We start from the raw sequence: 24,626 nt of genomic DNA, 5'->3' as shown, positions 1-24,626 counted from the left end.
GCGATGAACACACTCTCTCCTGCGTTAGCGGCCAATCGGCCCATCAGCTTACCGGAGTTGCTTACCAGCCGTGAGTCCCGCCAGAGCAGGCAACAGGCGTGGCTGGCACGCCATCAGGTGACGCTGATTTCACTTACGCTGGTGGCACCCGGTGCGGTGAAAGATAACCCCTTAACGCGCAAATTATTTGCACTGGCATGGCAGGCAATAACTTCGCTAAGCCAACAGCAGTGCTGGCCCGTGTTGCAGCAAGAAATTTTTCCACTGCCGACCGGCTGTGAAGGTTTAATTGCGGTGGATTTACCTGCGGAACAGGTGAAGGACGCGGCGTTATTACTGGAGTTAAAGCACCCACAAGGCCGGTTATGGGATATCGATGTGCTTGATGCATCGGGTCAGATCTTGTCGCGCCGTGATGTGGGGTTAGCGCCGCGCCGCTGCCTGCTATGTCACCGCCCAGCCAATGTCTGTGCCCGCGCGCAAACCCACAGTATTGACCAATTATTGGTTCAGATGGAGTTGATGCTCAATGCCACAACTGCAACGCACTGACAACAGGGCGGCTCAATCGCCCGCTGTGTCGTCTGATTTTGCCAAAAAATATGGCGCACTGGCGTATCGCGCCATGCTGGCGGAGGTGAATCTGACACCAAAACCGGGCCTGGTGGACCGTTTCAATTGTGGGGCACATAAGGATATGGCGCTGATCGATTTTTATCACAGTGCTGATGCCATTGCGCCGTGGCTCCCGCGCTTTATCGAACAGGGTATCAACCACGCTCAGCTTGGTGGGCAGGCTGCACTGAATAGCCTGCGACCGCTGGGATTGGCGTGTGAGAACAGCATGTTCCACGCCACCGGGGGGGTGAATACCCATAAAGGTAGCGTTTTTTCGCTGGGGTTAATTTGCTGTGCGTTGGGCCGGCTGAAAGCGCGAGGTGAATGGATTAGTGCTGACACCATTTGCCAGGAGGCGGCACGCTTGTGTTGTGGGTTGACAGAGCGTGAGTTGCGCCAATCGAATTCACAACAAACAGCTGGCCAACGGTTGTTCTATCACTATGGACTGACCGGCGCACGCGGCGAGGCAGAATCTGGCTTCGCGACGGTGTTGAATCATGCCTTACCCGCTTACCAACGCTTATTAGCTGACGGGGCGGAGCCCGACCATGCCTTATTGCACACCTTGCTGATTTTGATGTCCGTCAATCGCGATACCAATGTGGTATCCCGTGGCGGTATGGCCGGGCTGCAATGGCTGCAACAACAGGCGACAGAGATTCTGGCTTCACTCTCATCGGCAGGGATGGGTTCTCCTCTCAGCCAGATGCGAGTGCGAATGTTTGATGCCCAATGTATCGCCCGCAACCTTAGCCCCGGCGGCAGTGCTGACCTGCTGATCCTAACCTGGTTTCTGGCGCAGTTCCCTCATCATCTCCCTCACAAAAATAATAGCGTTGCTATTGAACCAGTAACAGCTATAGGAGTAGCTCTATGTTGAAGTCGCAAGAGAAATTATGGAAAGCACTCGCGCCTTTTGTGGTGCTGGCTGTTCTGCTGTTGATTCCCACCCCAGAAGGTATGCCACCTCAAGCCTGGCGCTATTTTGCGATTTTTGTCGCCATGATTGTTGGGATGATTTTAGAACCGATTCCCGCTACCGCGATAAGTTTTATCGCCGTGACGATATGTGTACTGAGTTCAGACTGGGTGCTGTTTAGTGCGGCTGAAGTGGCCGATCCCAGCTTTAACGGTGGCAAAGAGTCTTTAAAATGGGGGCTGGCTGGATTCTCCAGTACCACCGTCTGGCTGGTCTTCGGGGCATTTATCTTTGCGCTGGGTTATGAAGCCACCGGACTTGGCCGCCGTATCGCCTTGTTCATGGTGAAATTCATGGGCAAACGCACACTGACATTGGGTTATGCCATTGTTATTATAGATATTCTGTTGGCACCGTTTACGCCATCGAATACGGCTCGTACCGGGGGTACGGTATTCCCGGTAGTAAAAAACCTGCCACCCTTGTTTGACTCATTCCCCAATGATCCGTCGTCCCGGCGTATCGGTGGTTACCTGATGTGGATGATGGTGATCGGTACCAGCATCAGCTCTTCGATGTTTGTTACTGGTGCAGCGCCTAACGTGCTGGGTATTGAGTTTGTGAATAAAATTGCCGGTGTTCATATCGGTTGGATGCAGTGGTTCCTGGCGTTTCTGCCTGTCGGGTTAATTTTACTGATCGTGGCTCCCTGGCTCTCTTATGTGTTGTATAAACCCGGCGTGACCAAGAGTGACGAAGTAGCCGCTTGGGCGCAAACAGCACTGGCTGAGATGGGCGCGTTGACGCGCAAAGAAGCAATTCTGATTGGTTTAGTACTGCTGAGCCTGTGCTTATGGGTGTTTGGCGGTAAATTTATTGATGCGACGGCGGTAGGCTTGCTGGCAGTATCTCTGATGTTGGCACTGCATGTGGTGTCATGGAGGGACATTACCAAATACTCAAGTGCCTGGAACACGCTGGTGAATCTGGCCACACTGGTAGTGATGGCCAATGGCCTGACGCGGTCGGGCTTCATTGATTGGTTCGCCAATACCATGAGTACCCATCTGGATGGTTACTCGCCGAATATGACAGTGGTGGCGCTGGTACTGGTGTTCTATTTCTCCCATTATCTGTTTGCCAGTTTGTCTGCCCATACGGCAACTATGCTGCCGGTTATTTTGGCGGTCGGTAAAGGCCTAAGTGGTGTGCCGATGGAGCACTTATCCATGCTGTTGGTGTTATCCATTGGGATTATGGGGGTTCTGACGCCATATGCGACTGGCCCTGGTGTGATTATCTATGGCTGCGGTTATGTGAAATCGAAAGATTACTGGCGGCTGGGTGGCATCATGGGGGTGTTCTACATCACGATGTTACTGCTGGTGGGTTGGCCAATCATGAGCCTGTGGTATTAATGACGAGCTAACCATGAGAAGGGCCGGTCAGCGGCCCGACTCATAATTATCGGTTTATCAGCCGGTGTAAACACCAAATACCCTTGGTAGCCACAGTGATATCTCAGGAATATAAGTGACCAACATCAGCACTAGCAGCAATGCACCATAGAACGGCAACATCGCTTTTACCACTTGTTCAATCTTCTGTTTACTCACCGCACTGGCCACAAACAGTACCGAACCTACCGGTGGCGTGATCAGACCAATTCCCAGATTAATCAACATAATCATACCGAAATGGACTGGATCAATACCTAATGAATTGGTCACTGGCATCAGTACCGGCGTTAGGATCAGAATCAACGGTGCCATATCCATCAGCGTGCCAATCAGCAGCAGCATGATGTTGATACACATCAGAATCACATACTTGTTATCAGAGACCGAGGTGAAAAATTCAGTGATACGTTCTGGCAACTGCATGTAGGTCATGATGGCACCGAAACTGGCAGCAAAACCGATCAAAATCATCACAATAGTGACGGTTTTTACTGTGCGGTACATCAGCTTAGGTAATTCGGACCATTTATAGTCGCGATAGATAAACATAGTGACGAAGAACGACCACAAACAGGCTATCGCGGCAGATTCTGTGGCGGTAAATATCCCGGAAAGAATTCCCCCCATGATGATGACAACCGTCATCAGCCCCCAAAGGGTGTCGACAAAGATTTTGAACGCCTGACGGAATGGCACCCGTTCACCTTTAGGGTAACCCCGTTTATAGGCAAAACCGACACACATTAACATCAAGGTAAAGCTCAGCAGCAAACCGGGCAAAATCCCGGCAATAAACAGTGCTGCGATGGAGACGGTGCCGCCAGTTGCCAGTGAATAAATCACCGAATTATGGCTGGGTGGGGTCAATATCGCCTGCACTGAACCACTGGCGGTGACTGCGGCAGCAAAGTCACGCGGATAGCCTTTTTTATCCATTTCCGGGATCATCACCGAGCCGATAGAGGCGGTATCTGCCACTGATGATCCTGAAATAGCGCCGAAGAATGTTGAAGCAACAATGTTAACCAGCGAAAGACCACCACGGATGAAACCAACGAAAATATAAGCGAAGCTCACCAGGCGGCGTGCAATGCCACCTTCGGCCATAATGGCTCCCGCCAAAATAAAGAATGGAATGGCCAGTAAGGAGAATTTGTTGACACCACTGGTGATTTGAATCATTACCGCTTCCAGCGGCAGATCAATCCAAAATGCACCGGCGATGGCACTTAAACCGACGGCATAAGCCACCGGGACACCAATAGCCAGCAAAATTGCCAGAGTAAAAACTAAAATAAATGCGTCCATAAGGCAAAGTTCCCTAAATTATGAATTGCCGATCATCACTACCGGGCGGTGGGTCTGCGGGCCAAAAAATAGCCGCTCGATGATAAACATCAGAGTAATCGCGGAGCCTATTGGCAGCGGAATATAGGTCTGCCCGGCTGTCAGTAATGGGAACTCAGCCACCGGTTGCGTCCAAAGCTCGCTACACAGAATGTAGCTGTAGACCAAAATAAAAAGACTTATCAGTACCATCAGCAAATCAACCAGTAACAGGCATCCTTTTTTACCGGCCCCAGAGAGTCGATCTGTGACCATACTGACTGCAATATGTGAACCAGACCGATAACTGGCGGCGGCACCAATAAAAGTAAATGTCACCATACATAATATGGCGACGGGTTCTGGCCAAGATAAACCATCGTTTTGGACATAACGGGCAAATATCCCCATAGGGATAACGGCAACCATGATGATTAAAGCAATACCGGCTACCCAGATTGACAGGCGATATAACGCATCCATCGTTGATAGATAATAGCGAGCCATAGCGGAGACCTCTGTGTACCCAAGGTCATTGGTTGCAACACCCATGACCTTGGGCAAATATCAGTAGTATTAAAATATTTAATACTGTCAGAAAGATGTTATTGCACGGCGGCAATCTGCTGGATCAGTTCTTGATGATCCTTGCCGAATTCATCACGAACGGGTTGAGTGGCTTTATAATAATAGTCATGATCCATTTCATGATATTGCACGCCACCGGCTTTCATTTTGTCATGAGACTGCTGTACATAGGCTTGCCATAATACGCGTTGCTCAGCTTGTGTTTCTTTTGCCAGTTTCAGAATGGTTTGTTGATCTTCAGCAGATAATTTATCCCATTTGGCTTTTGAATAAAGGAACAGCTCAGGAATAATAAAATGGCCACTCAAGGTATAGTTTTTGACAACCGGCAGGTAATTGTGGGCAACAAAGGTCGGTTCATTATTTTCGGTACCGTCAATAACCCCGGTTTGCATACCACTGAATACTTCGCTTACCCCCATGCTGAGTGAGTTAGCACCCATAGCTTTAAGGGTTGCCAGTGCAATTGGACTGCCCTGAACACGGATTTTCATACCTTTGAGATCTTCTGGTTTAATCACCGGTTCTTTGGTTATCAAGTTACGGGTACCGGCATCCATCCAACCGAGAAATACCAATTTTGAGTTCTTATTGTTAGTGATTTTATCACCGATTTCTTGGCCGATTTTACCATCAAGAACTTTATGTAAATGATCTTCATCACGGAACATATAGGGCAGAGTAAAGACACTTATCTCTGGCAAAATAGAGGCAACAGGGGTCATAGAAACACGGATAATATCAATTGCTCCCATTTGTGCCTGTTCTATCATTTGCTTTTCATCACCTAACACGCCCCCTGGGAATGTTTTAATTTCCAGGCGGCCATCCGTTGCGATCTTTAGTTTTTCGCCCATATTTTTAACAGCAACCACATTGGGATAATCTTTGGGATGAACATCGGCAGCTTTAATTTGTTGAGCAGAGGCCATTTGACTAAATAATATGGCAGAAATAGCCAGGCACAGTGTTGGCAAAGGCTTTGGGAATTTCATTCAGTGATCTCCAGAAGTCGCTATACAAAAGATAAAATGGATTATTCTTAATAATGGGATAGTTATATGCTCAAAAGATTTCAAGATGCAGGAAGCAGGTACACACCTGTAATCTGAAAGTGACGGATATATCAATATATAAAGAGAGGTTATTCATTTATCCCCCTGACAATTAACCTAGCGTTTTACTTTTGCTTTTAAATTGACCATTGTCACAGAAAAAGAAATATTAGGAACTGCGTTTCAATAATTGTGAAGTGACATTTTATAATGAATTACGCTAGCCTGCGTTATCCGCCAAAGGTATTGGTGTTTTGGCTTTTAGCTGTAACTGTGCTTTCACGAAGGGGGTTTTAGACGAAGGAAGAGGTTCTGATATTGTGGTGGTGTGGGTTAACTACTATTATAAAGGCCTATGAATCCAGATGATTAGGATAACGCGTGACGTCGGTATTTATTCGTAACTTTACCTTTGCCGCACTGCCAGCCAGCGGTTTAAATGCCCAGCCATTGTTTCACGGCCTGTTGGCAAAATGTGATTTTGATGTCAATGAATATCGGGATGAGTTGTTTGCCGTTTATGGTATTGCCTTTCCTGGCAGTTTACAAAAAGCAGTGGCAAAACGGCGTGCGGAATACCTGGCGGGCCGTTTTGTCGCCCGACAAGTGCTGAACATGCTAGAAGTACGTGATTATCCGTTGGCAAATGGGCTAGATCGCGCACCTCTATGGCCCGCCGGTTTGATTGGCAGTATCAGTCATAACAACCAACGTGCTCTGTGCACTGCGCAAATTATAACGCCTGCTATAGAGCATTCTGATGAAAGCGGCTATGTCCATGGCGTCGGGCTAGATATAGAAAGCCTGATTGCAGTTGAAAGGGCGAATGATTTATGGCCTGGTATCCTTAGTGAGGAGGAGTACCGCAATCTTCAGGAAGGCCCATTAGCATTCAACCATTTACTGACATTGGCTTTTTCAGCCAAAGAGAGTTTATTTAAAGCGGTGTATCCACAGCTCGGGCGTTATTTTGACTTCCTGGAGGCCCGTTTCCTGAGTTATTCCATGGCGTCTGGGCGTTTTGAATTGCAGTTATTGCGGGATCTGAGCAGTGACTTCCCCGCAGGCCGCATTTTTACGGGATGTTTCACTGTTAATGACAGTGATATTCAAACATTTATTGCTTACTAAGTTGGGCCTATCCACTTTTTGTAATAATGTTTCAAGTTGGAAATTCTAATCAAATACTGGCTGGGGTGCAATTTAATGAGTTCAGCCACTGCTCCCAACGAAGAGGGGGCGGTACCCCAGCTCACTTTTATTTTTTAACGCATGTACTCCGCCGCAAATCTAGACTCAGACAAACAGTTCACCAGAAAGTCATCCATGAAACTGTCAAAATCCCAATGAAATATTTTATTCTATTAATGATTTATTTTGAAATAAAAGAGTTATCTAAGTCACAAAAGTGTAAATTTTTTTTGTAATCACAACGTGAATAACTCGTTTGTCTCACTCCTGCTTTACATTTAATTTAATTATATATCAGTGAGTTATATTGTAATTTGGTGGTTGAATACACCAAGCATCCAAAACACCTTTATCTTTCAATGAAATCTAAATACCATATTGTGATCAATATGGAATTTTAATTTCAATTGAAGTGATATGTTGTGTCACAGTGAGTTAACATAATTATCAGTGATAACGCTAGTTCAGGATCGCCAGAAACAGCTAGCGAGCATTCATTGATATTCTATTTTGTCTCGTCAGGAGGATATAGATGAAAGAAGTCAGTTTTGGATTGATTGGCGTTACTCATTACAGTCAAGCCATCGGCTGGGTTCAGGCCGCAACCCTCGTTTCCGCTGTCGGCAAGATAAATGACGGATACTTCGGCTGAGGGGGTAGCGAAATATAACGTATTGCCAGTACGACAACGGTAGTCAGTACTTTTTAAAAATCGGGAGCATAAAAGGATCATGCAAAATAAAAAACTGGCAAGAGTCATATAATATCGCACTCTGGAATGAAATTTATTTGGCTTCAATAACTGTATTTATCTAATTAATAAATCAGAGTGTCAAAAAGTTCTTCATCACCTCCATTTTTCACGGTGGAGAAGGAGTCGTTTTTGTTTTTTAAACCCCTTTTTGACATTAAATGGATAATCAAATAAAAAGGTAACGATATGTCGTTAATGATGAATCTCAATGCACAACAGAGAAAACGATTACATCAAATAACATTAGTCGCTACGTTTGGTGGCTTGCTCTTTGGTTATGATACGGGTGTTATTAATGGTGCCTTTTCTTCATTGAAAGAAAATATGGCCCTGACGCCGACAACCGTAGGTCTGGTAATGAGTGTGTTGTTGGTCGGTGCCGCTATTGGTAGTGTTTTTGGCGGAAAACTGGCTGATTTCTTTGGCCGCAGAAAATACCTACTCTATCTCTCCTTTGTTTTCTTCTTTGGTGCGTTATTGTGTGCATTATCGCCTAATATCACCACTCTTTTGATTGCCAGATTTTTACTTGGTTATGCAGTGGGTGGGGCATCGGTTACTGCACCTACATTTATATCCGAGGTTGCACCGACAGAAATGCGGGGCAAACTTACGGGGTTGAATGAAGTCGCCATTGTTATCGGTCAATTGGCGGCATTTGCAGTAAATGCGATCATTGGCATTGTTTGGGGCCATCTGCCTGAGGTCTGGCGCTATATGTTACTGGTTCAAACCATTCCCGCTATTTGCTTGTTAGTCGGAATGTGGCGTTCGCCAGAAAGCCCTCGTTGGTTGATCAGTAAAAATCGGCGGGAAGAGGCATTAGCGATTTTAAAACAGATTCGTCCTGAGCCACGGGCGATTAAAGAGTTCAACGATATCGTAACGTTAATTGATATCGAAAATGAAAAGCGGTTGTACGCGAAAAACGATCTGGCCATTATTTTCCAAACGCCGTGGATCTTAAAATTAATCTTGGTGGGTATTGCCTGGGCAGCATTACAGCAAACCACTGGGGTCAATGTCATTATGTATTACGGTACCGAAATACTAAAAACTGCCGGATTCTCAGAAAGAATGTCGCTAATCTGTAACGTGTTAAATGGCGTCTTTTCTGTAGGGGGAATGGTTATTGGGGTTATGTTCCTGGTTGATCGTTTTAAACGAAAAACGCTGATTGTGTATGGTTTTGCCCTGATGGCAACGCTACACCTGATTATCGCTGGGGCGGATTATTATCTAGTCGGTGAAATAAAGGCCACCGTTATTTGGCTGCTGGGTGCACTGTTTGTTGGGGTTATGCAGGGTACGATGGGCTTTTTGACTTGGGTAGTATTAGCCGAACTGTTCCCATTAAAGATTCGCGGTTTATCTATGGGGATCTCAGTGTTTTTCATGTGGATCATGAATGCTATTGTGAGTTACTTGTTCCCCGTGCTTCAGGCGAAACTTGGCTTGGGCCCGGTCTTCTTGATTTTTGCTCTCATCAACTATTTGGCGATTATCTTTGTGGTTACCGCTTTACCAGAAACATCCAATAAATCATTAGAACAACTTGAAGAAGAACTGTCTGTCGGTAATTAGTAATATAGTGTTTTATATGAGAAAAAATAAGTCATATCTAAAAGGAGACAGGCAATGATTGATAATATTACTGCTGATAATCTACATCTAGGATGTCATGCAAAAAATAAGGCTGAAGTTTTAGCCATGATAGGAAAAGAGTTTAAATTGAAAGGTTATATTAACCAAGACTGTATCTCATTTCTTGCTGAAAGAGAGCAGCAAGTCTCCACGTTCTTGGGAAATGGTATTACCTTGCCTCATTTGCCTAAGTCGGCCACAAATATTATTGTCAAAACGGGTGTTGAGATTTTTCAATTCCCAGATGGAGTTATCTGGGATAGAAGCAATGTAATGTTTATTGCCATTGGAGTTATTGCTAAAGAAAAAGAACATATTGATGTGCTAAAGGACATAGCGTCGATCTTTAGTGATGAAATCATTGCCAATGCACTTTCATTAATCTCAAATAAGCAAGATTTTCTTCGTATCCTTAATCGTAAATAGTGATGATTTGCCATGTTAACGTGAATGCTTAACCAGAGCGCTGTTAGGGGGATCTGAGAGGGCTACTGGCCGTATCGTTACTCACAAAACGGTGTGGCTTCGATTGATTTTTAACAGACATGCATTGGCACAATGTAAGATACTATTGTTTTAAATGCCAAAAGCAGGCGCCTGTGGACGTCTGCTTTTCTAAAGTTGGCTCATCTGGTGTAATGTAGGGAAAACAGTTCTAATTAATTTAATGTCCCCCCTTAATCTATTAAGTTAGGTTCTCTTTATTTATTCAGCGAAGGGTGAAATCTTCCTTGCTTTAATTCATCTCTAATTATTGCGTGCTTATCTTCGGTGAATTTATATTTTCTCATAATAAGAATACGGATTACTGCACCCAATGCGGGCAGCAGAGAAATACAGAAGAATAAACCGTTTAATGTCCATTCTGACTGAGTCACATTAGGTATGTAGCCTAATATTGACAGGATCAAACCTGAGGCGCCACCCGCAACGGCAACTGATAATTTACCGACAAAAGTCTGTCCAGAGAAGGTGATGGCCGCACAACGTTTACCGGTGTGATAGTAGGAATACTCTACAGTATCAGCAATCATTGCGGAAATAAGTGGGTTGGTCATCATGAAAATTGCAGTGATTATGGTTAACCACACCATGACTGCCATCACGTTATTATACCCAGTGAACCAGAAACCAATACGCGCTATTATTTCCAATGCACAGAGTGCAATGAATAAGTCTCTCTTTTTAAAATGACGAGTTAAAAATGGCGTTCCCAGGCAAGCTAAAGCACAGATGAAAGTAATTAAACCTATAACAGAAACAAGTTCAGCATCTTTCATATTGTAAGTAAAAAAGAAAATATAAAATGCATTAATAATGTTCGAAAAAACGTTCATAAAAAAGGCACTAAGTATAAAAAATAGTGGTTTATTTTGCCAAACGACAATAAATGTCTGCTTTAAAGTTACTTTTTCAACAATAGTGACTTTGACACGTTCTTTGGTATGAAAAAATCCATTCAGCATCAGTATCACCCCTAAAACCATAAGAATGATAACGCCTGCCAGATAGCCACGATCTGCGCTGTTTTCAGCAAATAATCCACTAATATAAGGAAATAAAACCATTGTGGCACCAATACCTGCATTCACACCTAACATCGCACAGGTCGCTGTCTTGGCACGTTCTTGTGGTTCATCCGTCATTACTGTACTCATTGACCAGAACGGAATATCAGAAAGGGCATATAATGTCCCCCACAATATATAGGTGACACCTGCATATATTGTTTTGGTCATCAGACTGGCTTCAATATTATAAAACGCTGCTACGGTGACGATGAAAATCAAAAAGGGTGTAAACAGTAAGTATGGGCGAAATTTTCCACGCCGCATGTTAATCGTATCCATTATGCCAGCAATTAATGGGTCATGTACCGCATCCCACACTCTGGCGATCAAGAAAATCATACTTGCTGCTACCGGTGAGATTCCCATAATGTCAGTATAGAAAAAGAGAATAAAACTACCCACTAGCCCGAAACTAAAACACTGGCCCATGCCATACCCGAAATAAGAAGCGAGTTCTTTCATCGGGATTTTTGTACTTGAATGATTTATGTCCATTCTTAGCCTTTTATATTTTGTAGGATATAGATTTTTTAATTTAAGCTATGGCTATGTATAATATGTTGTGCCATATCCTAATGTGCCGTATTTATTTGTTCGTTAATGTTTTAATAAGTTCCATTTCAGATGGGTCGTAAGCAATGCCATTCTCATTAAAAACATCATGGAACCAACGGGCTGCATAGTTATTATCGATGCGTTTAATTTCAGGCCACGGAATATAAGTTTGGGTTTTCCCTTTGACTAATCCCCATTGGTAACAACCGATTCCTTCAGCTTTAAATAAAGGTAGTTGCTCATGCATTTTCGATTCGGCATGACGTGCCAACCATTCCGTACACAGCATTGGGCGGTTATATTCTTTTAGGATACTGATCGTTTTTTTCATTAAATCTAATGGCACGTAAGCATGAAATGAGATGATATCTGATAATTCCAATGCCCGTTGATCGGTCGGATGCTGATAAATAGGCGCGCTGAGATCCAAAATATTGGCGATATGCCAAGCCCCTACCGTTAATGGCTGTACCGGGTTGATTTCCCTTGCCCATATAAATGCTTTTTCCATTAGTTGGTGGCTGTATTCTTCCAGCGCCGAGTCAAAAGCATATTCCCCGGTTAAGGTGAAAATCATACGATTGGTAGGTTCGTTGTAAAGATCCCAGATAACGATTCGTTCATCGTGGGCGAAATGACCGATAATATCTTTGATATAATGTTCAACTTGCCCCCATAAATAAGGCTGCATAACGATATTGCGACCGGGACTGGCCGCTGCCTGGCTATTATGTAAACCAGCAATAGGTTGTTTTTGTTGCCCAATAAATGGATGGTCACCCGAAAATCCACAGTCATCCATTAGGGTTAACATCACTTTGATACCCGCACGTTGACAAATATTGAGGAAATCTTCAATTCGAGCCATTAATCCATCACGATCATGCTGCCAAACAACAAAGGGTAAATTGGTTCGTAACGTGTTGTACCCGACCTCGGTAGCCCATTGCAGCTCTTGAGCAATGCATGCGGGATCGAAAGTGTCTTGTTGCCACATTTCTGTCCAATTGATCGCAGTACGCGGTAAGTAGTTAAAGCCACGTAGCCATCCCTGCGCTTTGTGCCATTCCCATGATTTTTCTTCAGACCATTTGTTCATCATTACTTTTCACCTAATAATTAATTAACTCATTAGCTAATATATTAGCTAATGAGTTAATCTCAAACGACCGTATCATTAAAAGCGATGTGCATCACGAAATTATTTTTTGATAAAAAATAAAAATAGTTATATCTAATTGTATTTATTAGTGTTTATTCTATGCGTGGCGACTGAGATGTTAAGCGTGGAGTACCTCATTGAGGTATTAGTCTGGTAGGCGGCTAGGTCTCCAATTTTGTTAGGCTAAAATCTGTTAGTATAAAAAGAGATGAAGCATAGCCAGTATGAGTAAAATATGAGTAAAAAAACTAAAGTCACTATGAGCCACATAGCTGCCCAAGCTGGTGTTTCGCAATCGACGGTTTCCTTAGTGCTAAACGGGTCTTACAGCATCAAATTAGCCGATGACACCAGAGAAAAAGTGCTCCGCATTGCTCAGGAGATGGGTTATGTGCATAAGGCGGTGGAACGCCTGATCGTTAGAGAGAAAATAGCATTAATTATCAATGGGCTAATAAATCATGATCCCTTTATTGAAGCTATTAGTGCTGTTCAACAGGCCGCCTGGCAACATAACAAATTATTGGCAATTTTTGATCAAGAAAATGAACCAGAACATTGTGCCGCCCTCGAAGAAGAGATCCGTGGGGGAAGTTATCATGGGGTGATTTATGCGTCCTGCATGACCAGTCAACTGGCTCCAATGTTCCAGAACCTGTCTATTCCGATGGTAATGCTAAATGGTTACTGCCCAGAGTTACCCGATATCCCCTGTATTTTACCGGCCGATAAAATCGGTGCTTATAAGGCCACTAGCCATTTATTGCAGCAGGGATATAAACGGATTGCTATTCTGGCTGGTGAGCTGTGGATGGATGCTGCGAATGATCGTATCAGTGGTTACAGACAGGCATTGATCAACCATGATATTTGCCCAGATGAATGCTATATCCAGGTAACAAACTGGTCATTGAAAGAAGCTTATAAGAAGACACTGGAATTACTGGCGTTACCTTCCCGACCTGAGGCGATTTTTTGTAGTAGTGATTATATTGCATTGGGATGTTATCAAGCCATTTTGTCACAAGGATTGCATATTCCTGATGATATAGCTGTGATTGGTTATGATAACCAAAGTATTTCCTCTGAACTCACGCCAGAGTTAAGTTCAGTAGATTTACCTTATGGTGAAATGGGAGAAATGGCTCTACACACTCTGCTAAAAATAACTCAGCGACAACCGTTACTGTCGTTGAAAATGAAAGTTGAGGGTGAATTGATCATCCGGCAGTCTTCCCTAAGGCCAGTGAAATGATCTCCCCAGTCCAGTACGAACAAAAATAAAGGGCTCATCTTCCTTTTTTATTCTGTGTTCGAAATTACATATGTGTAATTAACTTTAGTTTTAGCTGCACTAAGATAACCTCAGTATTCAATCTTGGCGTGGCCATGACACAGTTGCACTATTGCTCAGCCAACGAGGTGAGATAGCTTCGCTGGCGAGACGCAATGATAATACCGATAGCCAGCGAAGCACTGGCATATCTATCTCACGTTGTAACGCCATTTTCGGGTGTGTAGGTCACCCTTTCTGCAATTTGGCTAATAACGTTTTCCGCGTGATCTTCAACCATTTCGCCGCTTCCGTTTTATTGCCATCTGTCTTCTCAAGTGCGGCCAGGATAGCTTGTTTTTCAACCTGCTCAAGGGGCTGTATTTCTTCATTTGTTGGGCTACTGTACGGATGCTGCTCAGCGAATTGATGGATGCACAATGGCAGTTCTTTCTCACTGATAAAATCGCCAGTCAGCAGAATAACTGCGCGCTCTACGGCATTCTCCAATTCGCGAACATTACCGGGCCAGTTGTATTTCAACAACAAATCCATGGCTTGTGGCGTAAAACCTTTAACTGACTTCCCATTTCTGCTGGTAAATTTCTCAAGGAAGTGCATGACCAGTGCGGGAATATCTTCACTTCTATCCTTGAGTGCGGGTGTGTCAATGGTCATTACGTTTAAGCGGTAATAGAGATCTTGGCGAAACTTGCCACTGTCTACATCGGCTTTCAGGTCACGGTTGGTTGCCGCGATCAGCCGGACATCGACAGTGAGTGTCTGATTGCTGCCAACGCGCTGAATTTCTCGTTCCTGGATCGCGCGCAACAGTTTTGCCTGCATTAACAATGAAATTTCGCCAATTTCATCCAGAAACAAAGTGCCTTTATCCGCAGCCATAAAGCGCCCCTCCCGGCGTTTATCCGCGCCGGTAAACGCCCCTTTTTCATGGCCAAACAGTTCTGACTCTAGGAGTGATTCGCTTAATGCAGCACAATTCACTATCACCAGCGGCTGATCCCGGCGAGCACTGTTAGCGTGTACTGAACGGGCGATCAACTCTTTACCTGTTCCCGATGCCCCGCAAATTAACACCGTAGCATCGGAAGGGGCAATCATGGCAACCATATCCATCAGCCGACGCATGGGCGGACTGCGGCCAATCATGTTTTGTGGTGAAACAGTCAATTGCTGTTTAAGCTGTTTATTCTCATTTTTAAGGCCTGTATGCTCAAGTGCTCGCGCCAGGGTCAGTTGAAGCATATCGAAATCAAGCGGCTTGGTGAGATAGTCGTAAGCCCCTGACTTTATGGCATCAACCGCCGATTCAATGTTTGAATAAGCGGTCATGATCAGAATAGGAATGGCCGGATTATAAGCTTTGATAGTTTTAAGCGCTTCGATACCGTCCATTTCAGACATGCGAACATCGGTCACGATCAGGTCGAAGGGGATTTCTTTTGTTCGTTCCACGGCTTCACGGCCATTATGGGCAAGACTCACCTGATATCCCCAGCCTGTCATCAGTGCCCGAATAATGGTGCAGTGGCTCAAATCATCATCAACCACCAGAATGTGTGCTTTATGCGTTGTCATTACGGGATACCTTTCTGAGGGTGACACGGTGCATGACCGGGATCGTCAGGCTAAAAATTGTACCCGACTGCGGGGTGCTCGTGACAGATATCTGGCCCTGATGCTCTTCGACCACTTTCTGTACAATAGCCAGACCAAGACCGGTTCCTGAGGCTTTGGTCGTGAAGTAAGGGTCAAAGATATGGGGCAGGTCGTCAGCAGTGATCCCTTTGCCTGAATCTTTAATACTGACTTTCAGGTGTATTCCTTCGACCAATTCGAGAGAAATTGCAAGGGTTCCATTTGCTCCAATGGCCTGGATTGCATTGAGATAGAGATTCAACAAAACTTGTGTAAAACGATCAGGGTCGAGTTCTACCCACGGCAGGTGTCTATCACCGGCGAACAGGATCTTAATGTGCTTGCTTTCCGCATCCTGTCGGACAAGATGCAGTGAATGTTCGATGATTTCATTTATATTGACCCGTTGGAAACGAAGGTCTGTGGGGCGAACCAGTTCGAGCAATTCGGAAATGACACGGTTCAATCGGTCCACTTCTTTGGCCATCACTTTCGCCAGCTCTTGCTCCTCGCTCCCTGGCAATGAACGGCTCTCAAAATACTTGGCAAAACCTTTAATAGAAGAGAGTGGGTTTCTGATTTCGTGGGCCACACCGGCAGCCAGATTCCCCATTACGGCCAGTTTGTCTTTACGCCGTACTTCTTCCTGCAATTCTCGGCTTGATTGCTGATATCGCCTGGCCCAATACAAGGCCAGAATACTCGCCAGTGCTAACAATAGCAGAATAGACACGAATATCAGGGTATTACGAATATCTCTGGCCTGGACCGTATCCAATGTTGTGGTGTCGAAAGCGGCGAAAATCACGTTATTCTCAGCGTCATCAGCCGTAATTGGCTCGGAACTGGCGACATTACGCCGATTCATATGCCCACGGTGCGCCTCGTCGTGTTTGGTGAGTTTAAAAATGCGATAGACCTCAAACGCATTCTGATTGCTGTGTGGTTCTCCCATCAATGTCGTCAGGCGCCATTGTTCGGAAGGCCCTGCATTTAACGATTTCATCACTTCTGGACTGTACAGTTGGGTGCCCACGCGAGTGGGATCACTGTGGGCCACTATCTTCCCTGAAGGGGTTGTCACTGCGATATAGAGCACGCCCGGTTGATAGGCCATTTCTTCCAACAGGGTCTGACGCAAATCGTGACGCCAGCGCATCCCCATGCCGGTTCGGGTACCTGATTCAAACGCGCGGATCAATACGGTACTTTTCTCCAGCAGGGTTTGGGTTTCAATCTCACGCCCACGATTCAGATCTTTTATTGCCATGGCGACGATGATTACCACAAATACCAGCACCGAACTGATAAAAAACCACGATGGAAGCAGGGGCAGTAATCCATGCTGACCTTTCAATTCCTTCACAACACTCTCCCGTTAGGCGTTACCCATCCAGTGATATTGTTTTGCGAGTCATAATGACTCACATGATAAGTTTTATGAGTAATTATTACCCGGTCTCACTTAACGAATAACACCAACAATTGTGACTATTTTGCCAATATGAGTGTATAGGAGGTGATTACCCGACAATGCCTTTAAACCACCAAGCGGCAGCCGGCGGCCTTTTGGCGGCGATTATCGATAAAAACGCATTGTTGCACTGACCTGATGAGTATCAAATTTCATGCCAGAAAAAGATGGCCTGGTTATTGCAAATCTCTTAGGGAGAAACAAAAAAACACCTTATTGATTGATAATCAGACCAAAGGAAAGTCATTATGAAATTCAATAGAACAGTGATCGTCACCCTCATTTCATTGAGCTCTCTGATGGGCATCAGTGGTTCGGTACTGGCTCAACCGGGTATGGGGAATAACATGATGAACAGGGGAGGCGGCTACGCGGCGAATTTGACGGCTGAACAACAAGCGATATATCAAAAGGCGTTTGATAATTTCCAGACAGCAACAGCAAATTTACATCAGCAATTGCTTTCTAAACAATATGAATACAACGCGCTGCTCACCCGTGCCCCTGTCGATGACCAGAAGGTTCTGGCAGTCAGCAAAGAGATTACAGCGTTGCGTGATAACATCTACCAACAACGTGTCACCATGGAGACCCAGTTAGCAAAAGACGGCGTGCCGTTGATGGGGCATCATCGTGGCATGATGGGCAATACTGCAAAAATGGGTGGTCAGGGCCCGCACTGTGGCAGAGCTTATCAATAAATATCCGTGTGGGTTAGGGATGATAAGCTGATGTTCCCTATACCCACATAAGTCTCAACAAAATTCGCAGGGCCAATCACTCGGCGACCTAAAGGCTATTTCACCGCCTGGCAAGTGGATGATGCGGCACGGGCTATTGCCGAGCTGGAACTGGCAAACACCCAAGTACGTGTGCTTCATGATGGTCGGGTGGTGGGGCTGACAATCTCTGCTGGGGAATTTGTTGTTCCGAATCAAGTCATAAGAATTTACCTATATAAACGAATCACTTATGTGGAGGATGATGGCAGCTAAAAATACGCATCTACGCCAAAATATGTTGTCTATATTTAATCGTGTTTGCTAATATTGCCTAATAAAATAAGTAATGAGGATATGAATAGTGTCAATATTTACTGATGTAGTTAATGGTATACTCGTTAATTCAATGTTTTTATTCTTGTCTTTTTTTGTTTTATTAGCATCCTCTGCATATATTGGAAAGTTTGTCTTTAAAAAAAGACATAACGAGAGCGCCATAGTGGATGATGAAACTAAAGTTATCCTTGGCGCTACCTTATCCCTTCTTGGTCTACTACTCGGATTTATATTATCAATTTCAATTAGTGGATATAATACCAGGCAACAATCACAAGAGATAGAGACGATTGCTATCGGGAATGCTTATCAACGTTCAGAATTATTGTCTGTTAATGACCAGGGAAAGGCTAAAGATATTTTAAAGCAGTATTTAGAAGCGAGAATCCAATTTTTTAAATCAGGCGTGAAAGATAATGATAATCAGTGGCGTGAATTATCTTTAGATAAACAAACGCAACTTTGGAATATTGCCTCTTCAGAGGCAATATCAAATCCTAACCCAGTGACTGTATCAGTGCTATCAGCTTACAGCGATTTATATACTTCTCAGCAAAAAACGATGGCAAGTTGGCGATACCAAATTCCGGTCGCTGCCTGGATTTTACTAATATTCTTTTCTGTGTCTTCAAATATATTAATTGGCTATAATATTAGAGGGCTACATGGTAGTAATATGCTAATGTTAGTTTTACCTTTTCTAACCACTCTTGCCCTTTTTATGATTGCTGAGATTGATATTCCAGGAGAAGGTATCATACATGTCACGCCCGATGATCTTGAAACATTAAAAATAGCAGTTTTTAAATAATGAAATTTATTTTCTATGCAACAATCTTTTTTATTCCCATGACTATTTACGGGCCTCCTAATCTTCCGAGGCCAATCGCCGCATGGCAATAGTGTACCTATTCAAACAGGTTATTTTTGCACTGTTTCAAGCTTTATTGCTTACTCAAACCATCAAGTTGATCTCAGTCGGAGCACTATCCTATTTTCTCATTAATCTCCACGGCCTGAGTATAATGCGTGCTCTGTTTATTACTTGATGAATAAAACCTGCTCACACAGCAATGACTTGAGTATGGGAAGATACTCATTTTGAGCGGTAATTTCTTAATTAAAAAAATCCAAAAATATATTTCATGTGTAGACGGATTGTGGTTCTCGGATTCTTAGTACCACAGATATTGAGAGGGATTTCAGTATTAATATACGTTGGGGAGAGTTAAAGGATATCCGTGGAGAGCGGCATTTGTGGCAGTATGCGCCTACCAGGGTAGGCGTGATGTATATTTTGATATAGTAAGCGCAGAAGGAGGGGAGTTACCCTCCCTTTTAACTCGTTATGCTGAAGGTGTAACAGGCTCAAATACAAACGGTTTTTCTGGTTGGAAATGTGCTGAAACATCGCCAGTATACTGAGCCGCTTGTGGGGTATTTAGCTTCAGTATTTTAACTTCACTAGATTTTGAAAAATCAATCTTATTAAAATCAACCCAAAATGTATTTGGCATTAAAGTGGATTCAAAATAGTAGATCTTGTTTTTCTGATCTGAGAGTGTTCTCCAGCGAGTAGATGAAATATTGGGTTCATCGGGGGTGCTGATACCATAAGGAACGGACACCGAGCGAATAACACTCAGTACACTCGCGGTAGCCAGTTGCTTATCAGTATATTTAGGGATCGCATTAATATAAAACTGCGCACGAACAAAACGATCACTGGAGCTATTGGTACCCGGTAGCATGTTAGTACCACCAATTTTTTGCCAATAGGAGTTGATGGCCAGTTGCTTATCATAGGTTGGTGAATTCGTGACAACCTGATACTCCCGGCTGTGGTGAATAATGAGTTTTCCATCAATATATTCAAATATAGCACTATCACCACTGGCATCGGACAGCGTGAGGTGAATAGTGCCAAGCCTTTCTTGACCGGGGACTTTACTGGTTAATACAGTAATAGGCTCTTTTTTAAAGGCATTAACGGCTTCATCGACGTTAGCAAAATTATCAAGAACATATTGCCCCCATGCTGCCAGCGAAATATTGGGTTTAGCGGGTGTTGGCTCTGGGTATTGGGATTCAGCCAACCACAACATATTAACCACCAAGCCCTTTTCATTCATCCCGTCAGTGGTGGCAATGTTGTAGGCTGCAGTGATCACGCTACCATATTTTGACGTCCAGGCCACCGAGTTAGGCCCTGCATTTCCTGTGCGCGCCATTCCTCGCGGGAAGACCCACAGATCGGAATGAAGATCCTCTTTCCAATCCATCGACCTACCGGTGATCACTAAATCGTCCGGCCCCAAATACACTGCTCTGGTACAGGCTTGTGCCGCAGGAATCAGTGTAATAGTGCCAATAAAGGCCATAACCCCCAACAGAATTTTAGATATCCGGTTTTTATTCATACATTACTTTTCCTATATTACAATAATCAAAATACTTTAATGGTAATCCGAAGCGGCAAACTTAAGCTAGTGTCATCAAATCTATCTCATCGCCAAGGTTTTAAGTAAGTCGAGGTCGATGAGTTCCTCTAATCGAGATATTGGTTGGCGGTTAACGATCAAGCATAATAAAGTTTTTAGCTGTTGCAAATTAACCGGTTTAAACAGGTGTAAATTCATCCCAACGGCGAGGTTGAGCTAATCCATCGGGAGTAGGTCAGCTATAAAAGCCACGCTTTAAAGGGAAACTATATGTTATCAGCAAGCGTTATATCCAGCGTATTACGCACGATCCACTGAGCTGATTAATACACCACAATGTATGCCCGCCCCCCTTAGCCGACCGCCAGAAACCACTAAAAGCAAAAAGCCCGCTTAGTTTCCTAAGCGGGCTTCTTTAATTTGGCTCTCTGACTGGGATCCCCTTTGCCAGTAACTGGCTAATAAGTAAGCCAAACCTGAATTGCTAGTCTGTCAAGACCACCAGAGTGACCACCAATCGACGCTGATGAGCGAATCAAGGGGCTGGGATATAGTTACTTATTGTTGGAATTGGGGACATGCTGCTGCATCAATTCAACGATCCAATCAATAAAAACTCGCAGTTTGGCGTTGACATGGCGGTTCGGCGGAAACGCCAGGTGCAGGGGCATTGGACTGATACGCCATTGTGCAAATAACGGAATTAAAGAGCCAACAGCCTGATGTGCTGCCGCCATATAGATTGGCAGCGCAATCACGCCTAACCCGGCTAACCCAGCTTCGAGGTAAGCATTGCCATCATCCACGGCAAGTACATAGCTGCCCGTGATTTCAATATGTTCACTCTCACTGCGCAGTACCAGAGGATCAATCTTACCGGTGCGTGAGGACAAGAATCCCACTATGCGATGGTCGGTGTTTTCCAGCTCTCGCGGATGCGCAGGGGCGCCAAGGCGTTCCACATAACTGGGGGCGACATAGACGCCGATTTGCAAATCCCCGACATGGCGTGCGATCAGGGACTGGTCGTTGATTTCGCCACCGCGCAGGACGCAATCTACGTTGTCGCCGATCAGATCCACCATCCGGTCGCTCACGCCCATGTCGAACTGGATATCAGGGTAGCGTGCGTGGAAAGCCGGTAGCGCCGGCACCAGGATGAGGCGGGCCAGTGGACTGGGCACATCCACCCGCAGCCGTCCTCTGGGCGTAATCGCCGCACTGGACAGGCTGTTTTCAGCATCCTCCATGTCCGCCAGCAGGCGGATGACGCGTTCATAGTAGACCGCGCCATCGGGAGTCACGCCGAGCTTGCGGGTGGTGCGATGGAGCAACTTGACGCGCAGGCGCGCTTCCAACTGCTGAATGAGTTGTGTCACCGTGGTTTTGCTCATATGAAGCGTTTGGGCAGCCTTTGTGAAGCTACCTGCCTCCACCACGCGAGCAAAGGCGCGCATCGCATCGAAACGATCCATTCCTTATCCTCTCTTTTCACCGATTGTTTGGATTTTACAAACAATGATGAACAAAGTCGCTTGTTTATCCGCCCGATCTAGCACCTGTAAAGTGTCTTTATGTTCACCGGGCAGATTTCGCCCCATTGCAAAGGTACAAACATGACAGTACGCGAAGCAGTTTTTCCCTTCAGTCGGCAGGCGCTCTATGAGCGTAATCGTTATTCACCGGCCATCAAATCCAACGGTTTCTTGTTCGTTTCGGGGCAGGTTGGTAGCCGCGAGGATGGTTCGCCTGAGCACGATCTAAAAGCGCAGGTCAGGCTGGCATTCGATAATCTTAATGCTGTTCTCGCAGCTGCGGGCTGCACGTTCGGTGACGTGGTTGACGTTACCCTCTTTGTCGTCGATCCCGAGTCAAACCTCGACGCTATCTGGAGTATCCTGCCAGAATATTGGGGGGAAGCGCCTTACCCTACGTTGACCGGGATCGGCGTGACGTGGCTTTACGGATTCAAGTTTGAGATTAAGGTGATTGCCCGGCTGCCCTAAGCGTTACGGGTCTTTATGCCAGTCGAAAATTCAACAGGGCAGCCCGCGCTACCTGTAGAGGCAACAGAGAGATTGCTGACGTGCTATATGCCAGATCGGGATGGTTTGCCAGACTGGTCTGGATTTACTGATGAGACAGAGGGAAATTTATGAAAGCAGCGGTTTATGACGTGGAAGGCGTTCCCGGCGTCCTGAAATATGTCGATATCCCAGAGCCGGTCACGGCCAGAGATACATCAGGATAGGCACCTAAGCCAAGGCGAGATTCTTTTTTGTTGATACGATATTTAAGATACCAGAGACGTGAACCGCTTGGATTGACTAAAAGGTATAGACCGTGGGAATCGGAAACTTTGAAAGGTTTTTCAGAAGGCTTGAGACTGCGGATTTTAGTGTCGTTCAGAAATATAGGGTGGTCACTCCATAATCGAACTGAAATGACCCAAATCAGACCACCAATCTTGCTCGATGCGGAGGGGGAAATGAAAATGCGTCGGGAAGACTTTTCACGCTAACTCGTTGAATCTAAATCTTATAAAGATTCGTGAAGATGCATGAAAACACAAATTTGGCTCCTCTGACTGGACTCGAACCAGTGACATACGGATTAACAGTCCGCCGTTCTACCGACTGAACTACAGAGGAATCGTGTGAACGGGGCGCATGATATCTAGCATGCCCGATACTGTCAACGCTAAATTAGTGCATTGCAGCTAACTGCTCAGCATCTGAGCAAAGGCGGTGTAAATAACCGTTGAATAGGGCAATACCGCCATTTTTTATTAGCCATCAGACCGCTACTGCCTCTGCAAATGACGAGGTAACTAGCTCTGCGGCGGTATATTATCGGTATCTTGATTATCCACTAAGGCATTTTCCCAACGTTTCAGCCGGGCGAGGGGATCTTGGTGATAGAATGCGCAGAAATGCTGATAAACAACAGGAAAACGGCTTTCTAATAGTTCAGGCGCACTGAAAAAGTACTCTGATAACACCGCGAAACATTCGGCCGGATCACTGGCGGCGTACGCATCCATACTGGCAGCCTCAACACCCACCATATCTATCTCGTCTTGAATGCTGTCCATTGCCTGATGCAGGTCATATTCCCATGCTGCCACATCACGCATGGCAATAGGGGGCACACCGTTAGCATTACCACCATTGCGCATATCCAGCTTATGCGCGGCCTCATGAATAACCAGATTAAAACCTGATAAATCAAATGAATCTTGAATATCTTGCCAGTTCAAGACAATCGGCCCTTGTTCCCAACTTTGGCCCGATTGTACTGTTTGACCTGAATGCACCAGGCCGAGATCATCTTGCCAGTTGTCATCAACCACAAACGGAGAAGGATAAATAAGGACTTCATGAAAGCCATCTAACCATTTGGCCCCAAGCTCCATGACGGGTAGTGCGAATAGCAGGCAAAGGCGGGCCTGCATCAACGGTGTTAACTCTAGCCCTTGCAATGGTACCAGCCGCTTTTGTTGCAGCAAATAACTGGCAACAGAAGCCAGCCGCTGTTGCTCCTGCTCATTCAGCGGAGCCAACAGTGGGATGTTCAGTGCTTCACGCCACTGTGCAAGCATCTCCGCTTGCGGTTGATTTGCTTTCCACAGCCACTTAATCATCAGGTTGCTCACAAAGTGATAATTCGAATATCTAAAGCAGGGAGGTGTTGCCATAAACATGCCGTAAAAAGGTGCATGATCGCAACCGTTTCATAGAGAGATACCGGAACGGCTGAAGAGGTTGCCCCGAAAATGACTGATAAGATAACCTTTCTGAGAGGGAAATCCCGCATGCTCCACCATTATTCAAGCACTTATAGAAAAAAAATTCAGCGATCCTTATCACACTAAG

General features: G+C 45.1%; 20 protein-coding genes, 1 tRNA gene and 2 pseudogenes. 11 read left to right on the top strand and 12 right to left on the bottom strand.

Annotation, left to right across the window (positions count from 1 at the left end; genetic code table 11):
* The first annotated feature begins 3 nt into the window (after window positions 1-3).
* The 3 genes from citX to EL015_RS12990 are packed head-to-tail and all read left to right on the top strand — an operon-like array spanning window position 4 to window position 2,958.
* The gene (citX, locus tag EL015_RS13000) at window positions 4-552 is read left to right on the top strand and encodes a citrate lyase holo-[acyl-carrier protein] synthase (protein ID WP_005185535.1); all 549 of its coding nucleotides are present in this window, start codon (window positions 4-6) and stop codon (window positions 550-552) included.
* Window positions 530-1,501, top strand: a complete 972-nt coding sequence (gene citG / locus EL015_RS12995; protein WP_032906447.1) for a triphosphoribosyl-dephospho-CoA synthase CitG — start codon at window positions 530-532, stop codon at window positions 1,499-1,501. Before citX ends, citG begins: the two co-directional genes overlap by 23 nt.
* On the top strand, window positions 1,495-2,958 hold the full coding sequence (locus tag EL015_RS12990) for an anion permease (RefSeq protein ID WP_032906449.1): 1,464 nt from the start codon (window positions 1,495-1,497) through the stop codon (window positions 2,956-2,958). Before citG ends, EL015_RS12990 begins: the two co-directional genes overlap by 7 nt.
* 57 nt (window positions 2,959-3,015) lie before the next feature.
* Here the strand turns inward: EL015_RS12990 and EL015_RS12985 are convergent, their stop codons facing one another.
* From EL015_RS12985 to EL015_RS12975, 3 genes are all read right to left on the bottom strand, one after another.
* Window positions 3,016-4,308: a TRAP transporter large permease gene (locus tag EL015_RS12985; protein ID WP_005185544.1), complete on the bottom strand. Its 1,293-nt coding sequence runs from the start codon at window positions 4,306-4,308 to the stop codon at window positions 3,016-3,018.
* Window positions 4,309-4,326: 18 nt separating this feature from the next.
* Window positions 4,327-4,833, bottom strand: a complete 507-nt coding sequence (locus tag EL015_RS12980; protein WP_005185547.1) for a TRAP transporter small permease — start codon at window positions 4,831-4,833, stop codon at window positions 4,327-4,329.
* Between the two features lie 98 nt (window positions 4,834-4,931).
* Complete coding sequence (locus EL015_RS12975; protein ID WP_005185550.1) at window positions 4,932-5,909, bottom strand: TRAP transporter substrate-binding protein; 978 nt, start codon at window positions 5,907-5,909, stop codon at window positions 4,932-4,934.
* A gap of 441 nt (window positions 5,910-6,350) precedes the next feature.
* Between EL015_RS12975 and EL015_RS12970 the strand changes: the two genes are divergently transcribed.
* The 3 genes from EL015_RS12970 to EL015_RS12960 all read left to right on the top strand — a co-directional run bounded on the left by EL015_RS12970 (window position 6,351) and on the right by EL015_RS12960 (window position 9,984).
* Window positions 6,351-7,100: a 4'-phosphopantetheinyl transferase family protein gene (locus EL015_RS12970; RefSeq protein ID WP_005185553.1), complete on the top strand. Its 750-nt coding sequence runs from the start codon at window positions 6,351-6,353 to the stop codon at window positions 7,098-7,100.
* A gap of 1,000 nt (window positions 7,101-8,100) precedes the next feature.
* Window positions 8,101-9,498, top strand: coding sequence for a sugar porter family MFS transporter (locus tag EL015_RS12965; RefSeq protein WP_005185558.1), 1,398 nt, complete (start codon window positions 8,101-8,103; stop codon window positions 9,496-9,498).
* A 54-nt stretch (window positions 9,499-9,552) separates the two neighbouring features.
* Window positions 9,553-9,984, top strand: a complete 432-nt coding sequence (locus EL015_RS12960; protein WP_005185561.1) for a PTS mannitol transporter subunit IIA — start codon at window positions 9,553-9,555, stop codon at window positions 9,982-9,984.
* A 275-nt stretch (window positions 9,985-10,259) separates the two neighbouring features.
* Here EL015_RS12960 and EL015_RS12955 read toward each other — a convergent pair whose 3' ends face one another.
* Both EL015_RS12955 and EL015_RS12950 read right to left on the bottom strand, forming a co-directional pair.
* A complete protein-coding gene (locus EL015_RS12955) occupies window positions 10,260-11,624 on the bottom strand; it encodes an MFS transporter (RefSeq protein WP_050413745.1) in 1,365 nt (454 codons plus the stop codon).
* 91 nt (window positions 11,625-11,715) lie between these two features.
* Entirely contained in the window at window positions 11,716-12,783 is a 1,068-nt protein-coding gene (locus EL015_RS12950; RefSeq protein ID WP_032906483.1) for a cellulase family glycosylhydrolase, read from the bottom strand.
* Between the two features lie 298 nt (window positions 12,784-13,081).
* On the opposite strand from EL015_RS12950, the gene EL015_RS12945 reads away from it, so the two are divergent.
* Entirely contained in the window at window positions 13,082-14,101 is a 1,020-nt protein-coding gene (locus EL015_RS12945) for a LacI family DNA-binding transcriptional regulator (protein ID WP_032906454.1), read from the top strand.
* 267 nt (window positions 14,102-14,368) lie between these two features.
* Here EL015_RS12945 and EL015_RS12940 read toward each other — a convergent pair whose 3' ends face one another.
* Entirely contained in the window at window positions 14,369-15,718 is a 1,350-nt protein-coding gene (locus EL015_RS12940; RefSeq protein ID WP_032906457.1) for a sigma-54-dependent Fis family transcriptional regulator, read from the bottom strand.
* Window positions 15,705-17,144, bottom strand: coding sequence for a two-component system sensor histidine kinase ZraS (gene zraS / locus EL015_RS12935; RefSeq protein WP_005185578.1), 1,440 nt, complete (start codon window positions 17,142-17,144; stop codon window positions 15,705-15,707). Before zraS ends, EL015_RS12940 begins: the two co-directional genes overlap by 14 nt.
* Window positions 17,145-17,500: 356 nt before the next feature.
* On the opposite strand from zraS, the gene EL015_RS12930 reads away from it, so the two are divergent.
* From EL015_RS12930 to EL015_RS12920, 3 genes and pseudogenes are all read left to right on the top strand, one after another.
* Entirely contained in the window at window positions 17,501-17,953 is a 453-nt protein-coding gene (locus EL015_RS12930) for a periplasmic heavy metal sensor (protein WP_032906459.1), read from the top strand.
* An 84-nt stretch (window positions 17,954-18,037) separates the two neighbouring features.
* Window positions 18,038-18,196 (top strand): annotated as a pseudogene (locus EL015_RS12925) (multidrug transporter subunit MdtN); the annotation flags it as partial.
* Between the two features lie 184 nt (window positions 18,197-18,380).
* On the top strand, window positions 18,381-19,121 hold the full coding sequence (locus EL015_RS12920) for a bestrophin-like domain (RefSeq protein ID WP_042570140.1): 741 nt from the start codon (window positions 18,381-18,383) through the stop codon (window positions 19,119-19,121).
* Window positions 19,122-19,656: 535 nt separating this feature from the next.
* On the opposite strand, the gene EL015_RS12915 is transcribed toward EL015_RS12920, so the two are convergent.
* Complete coding sequence (locus EL015_RS12915) at window positions 19,657-20,691, bottom strand: linear amide C-N hydrolase (RefSeq protein WP_413771671.1); 1,035 nt, start codon at window positions 20,689-20,691, stop codon at window positions 19,657-19,659.
* Window positions 20,692-21,305: 614 nt separating this feature from the next.
* A complete protein-coding gene (locus tag EL015_RS12910) occupies window positions 21,306-22,226 on the bottom strand; it encodes a LysR family transcriptional regulator (RefSeq protein ID WP_005185600.1) in 921 nt (306 codons plus the stop codon).
* Between the two features lie 141 nt (window positions 22,227-22,367).
* Here EL015_RS12910 and EL015_RS12905 point away from each other — a divergent pair, with 141 nt between their 5' ends.
* Window positions 22,368-22,757 carry a RidA family protein gene (locus EL015_RS12905; RefSeq protein ID WP_032906460.1) on the top strand — a complete coding sequence of 130 codons (390 nt, stop codon included), beginning with the start codon at window positions 22,368-22,370 and terminating at the stop codon, window positions 22,755-22,757.
* A 223-nt stretch (window positions 22,758-22,980) separates the two neighbouring features.
* On the opposite strand, the pseudogene EL015_RS12900 reads toward EL015_RS12905, so the two are convergent.
* The 3 genes and pseudogenes from EL015_RS12900 to mtfA all read right to left on the bottom strand — a co-directional run.
* Window positions 22,981-23,166 (bottom strand): annotated as a pseudogene (locus EL015_RS12900) (Arm DNA-binding domain-containing protein); the annotation flags it as partial.
* Between the two features lie 160 nt (window positions 23,167-23,326).
* Window positions 23,327-23,402 (bottom strand) — tRNA-Asn (locus EL015_RS12895).
* Window positions 23,403-23,581: 179 nt separating this feature from the next.
* On the bottom strand, window positions 23,582-24,394 hold the full coding sequence (mtfA, locus tag EL015_RS12890; RefSeq protein WP_032906462.1) for a DgsA anti-repressor MtfA: 813 nt from the start codon (window positions 24,392-24,394) through the stop codon (window positions 23,582-23,584).
* Between the last annotated feature and the right edge of the window lie 232 nt (window positions 24,395-24,626).

The organism is Yersinia intermedia, assembly GCF_900635455.1.
Taxonomy (GTDB): Bacteria; Pseudomonadota; Gammaproteobacteria; order Enterobacterales; family Enterobacteriaceae; genus Yersinia; species Yersinia intermedia.
Note: the sequence above shows the minus strand (reverse complement) of the source record. Positions and strands in the feature narration are given on the sequence as shown.

Bases quoted from the DNA above. Each gene is read 5' to 3' on its own strand.
- citX (WP_005185535.1), top strand. From the start codon at position 4: ATGAACACACTCTCTCCTGCGTTAGCGGCCAATCGGCCCATCAGCTTA.
- citG (WP_032906447.1), top strand. From the start codon at position 530: ATGCCACAACTGCAACGCACTGACAACAGGGCGGCTCAATCGCCCGCT.
- EL015_RS12990 (WP_032906449.1), top strand. From the start codon at position 1,495: ATGTTGAAGTCGCAAGAGAAATTATGGAAAGCACTCGCGCCTTTTGTG.
- EL015_RS12985 (WP_005185544.1), bottom strand. From the start codon at position 4,308: ATGGACGCATTTATTTTAGTTTTTACTCTGGCAATTTTGCTGGCTATT.
- EL015_RS12980 (WP_005185547.1), bottom strand. From the start codon at position 4,833: ATGGCTCGCTATTATCTATCAACGATGGATGCGTTATATCGCCTGTCA.
- EL015_RS12975 (WP_005185550.1), bottom strand. From the start codon at position 5,909: ATGAAATTCCCAAAGCCTTTGCCAACACTGTGCCTGGCTATTTCTGCC.
- EL015_RS12965 (WP_005185558.1), top strand. From the start codon at position 8,101: ATGTCGTTAATGATGAATCTCAATGCACAACAGAGAAAACGATTACAT.
- EL015_RS12960 (WP_005185561.1), top strand. From the start codon at position 9,553: ATGATTGATAATATTACTGCTGATAATCTACATCTAGGATGTCATGCA.
- EL015_RS12955 (WP_050413745.1), bottom strand. From the start codon at position 11,624: ATGGACATAAATCATTCAAGTACAAAAATCCCGATGAAAGAACTCGCT.
- EL015_RS12950 (WP_032906483.1), bottom strand. From the start codon at position 12,783: ATGAACAAATGGTCTGAAGAAAAATCATGGGAATGGCACAAAGCGCAG.
- EL015_RS12945 (WP_032906454.1), top strand. From the start codon at position 13,082: ATGAGTAAAAAAACTAAAGTCACTATGAGCCACATAGCTGCCCAAGCT.
- EL015_RS12940 (WP_032906457.1), bottom strand. From the start codon at position 15,718: ATGACAACGCATAAAGCACACATTCTGGTGGTTGATGATGATTTGAGC.
- EL015_RS12930 (WP_032906459.1), top strand. From the start codon at position 17,501: ATGAAATTCAATAGAACAGTGATCGTCACCCTCATTTCATTGAGCTCT.
- EL015_RS12920 (WP_042570140.1), top strand. From the start codon at position 18,381: ATGTTTTTATTCTTGTCTTTTTTTGTTTTATTAGCATCCTCTGCATAT.
- EL015_RS12915 (WP_413771671.1), bottom strand. From the start codon at position 20,691: ATGGCCTTTATTGGCACTATTACACTGATTCCTGCGGCACAAGCCTGT.
- EL015_RS12910 (WP_005185600.1), bottom strand. From the start codon at position 22,226: ATGGATCGTTTCGATGCGATGCGCGCCTTTGCTCGCGTGGTGGAGGCA.
- EL015_RS12905 (WP_032906460.1), top strand. From the start codon at position 22,368: ATGACAGTACGCGAAGCAGTTTTTCCCTTCAGTCGGCAGGCGCTCTAT.
- mtfA (WP_032906462.1), bottom strand. From the start codon at position 24,394: ATGATTAAGTGGCTGTGGAAAGCAAATCAACCGCAAGCGGAGATGCTT.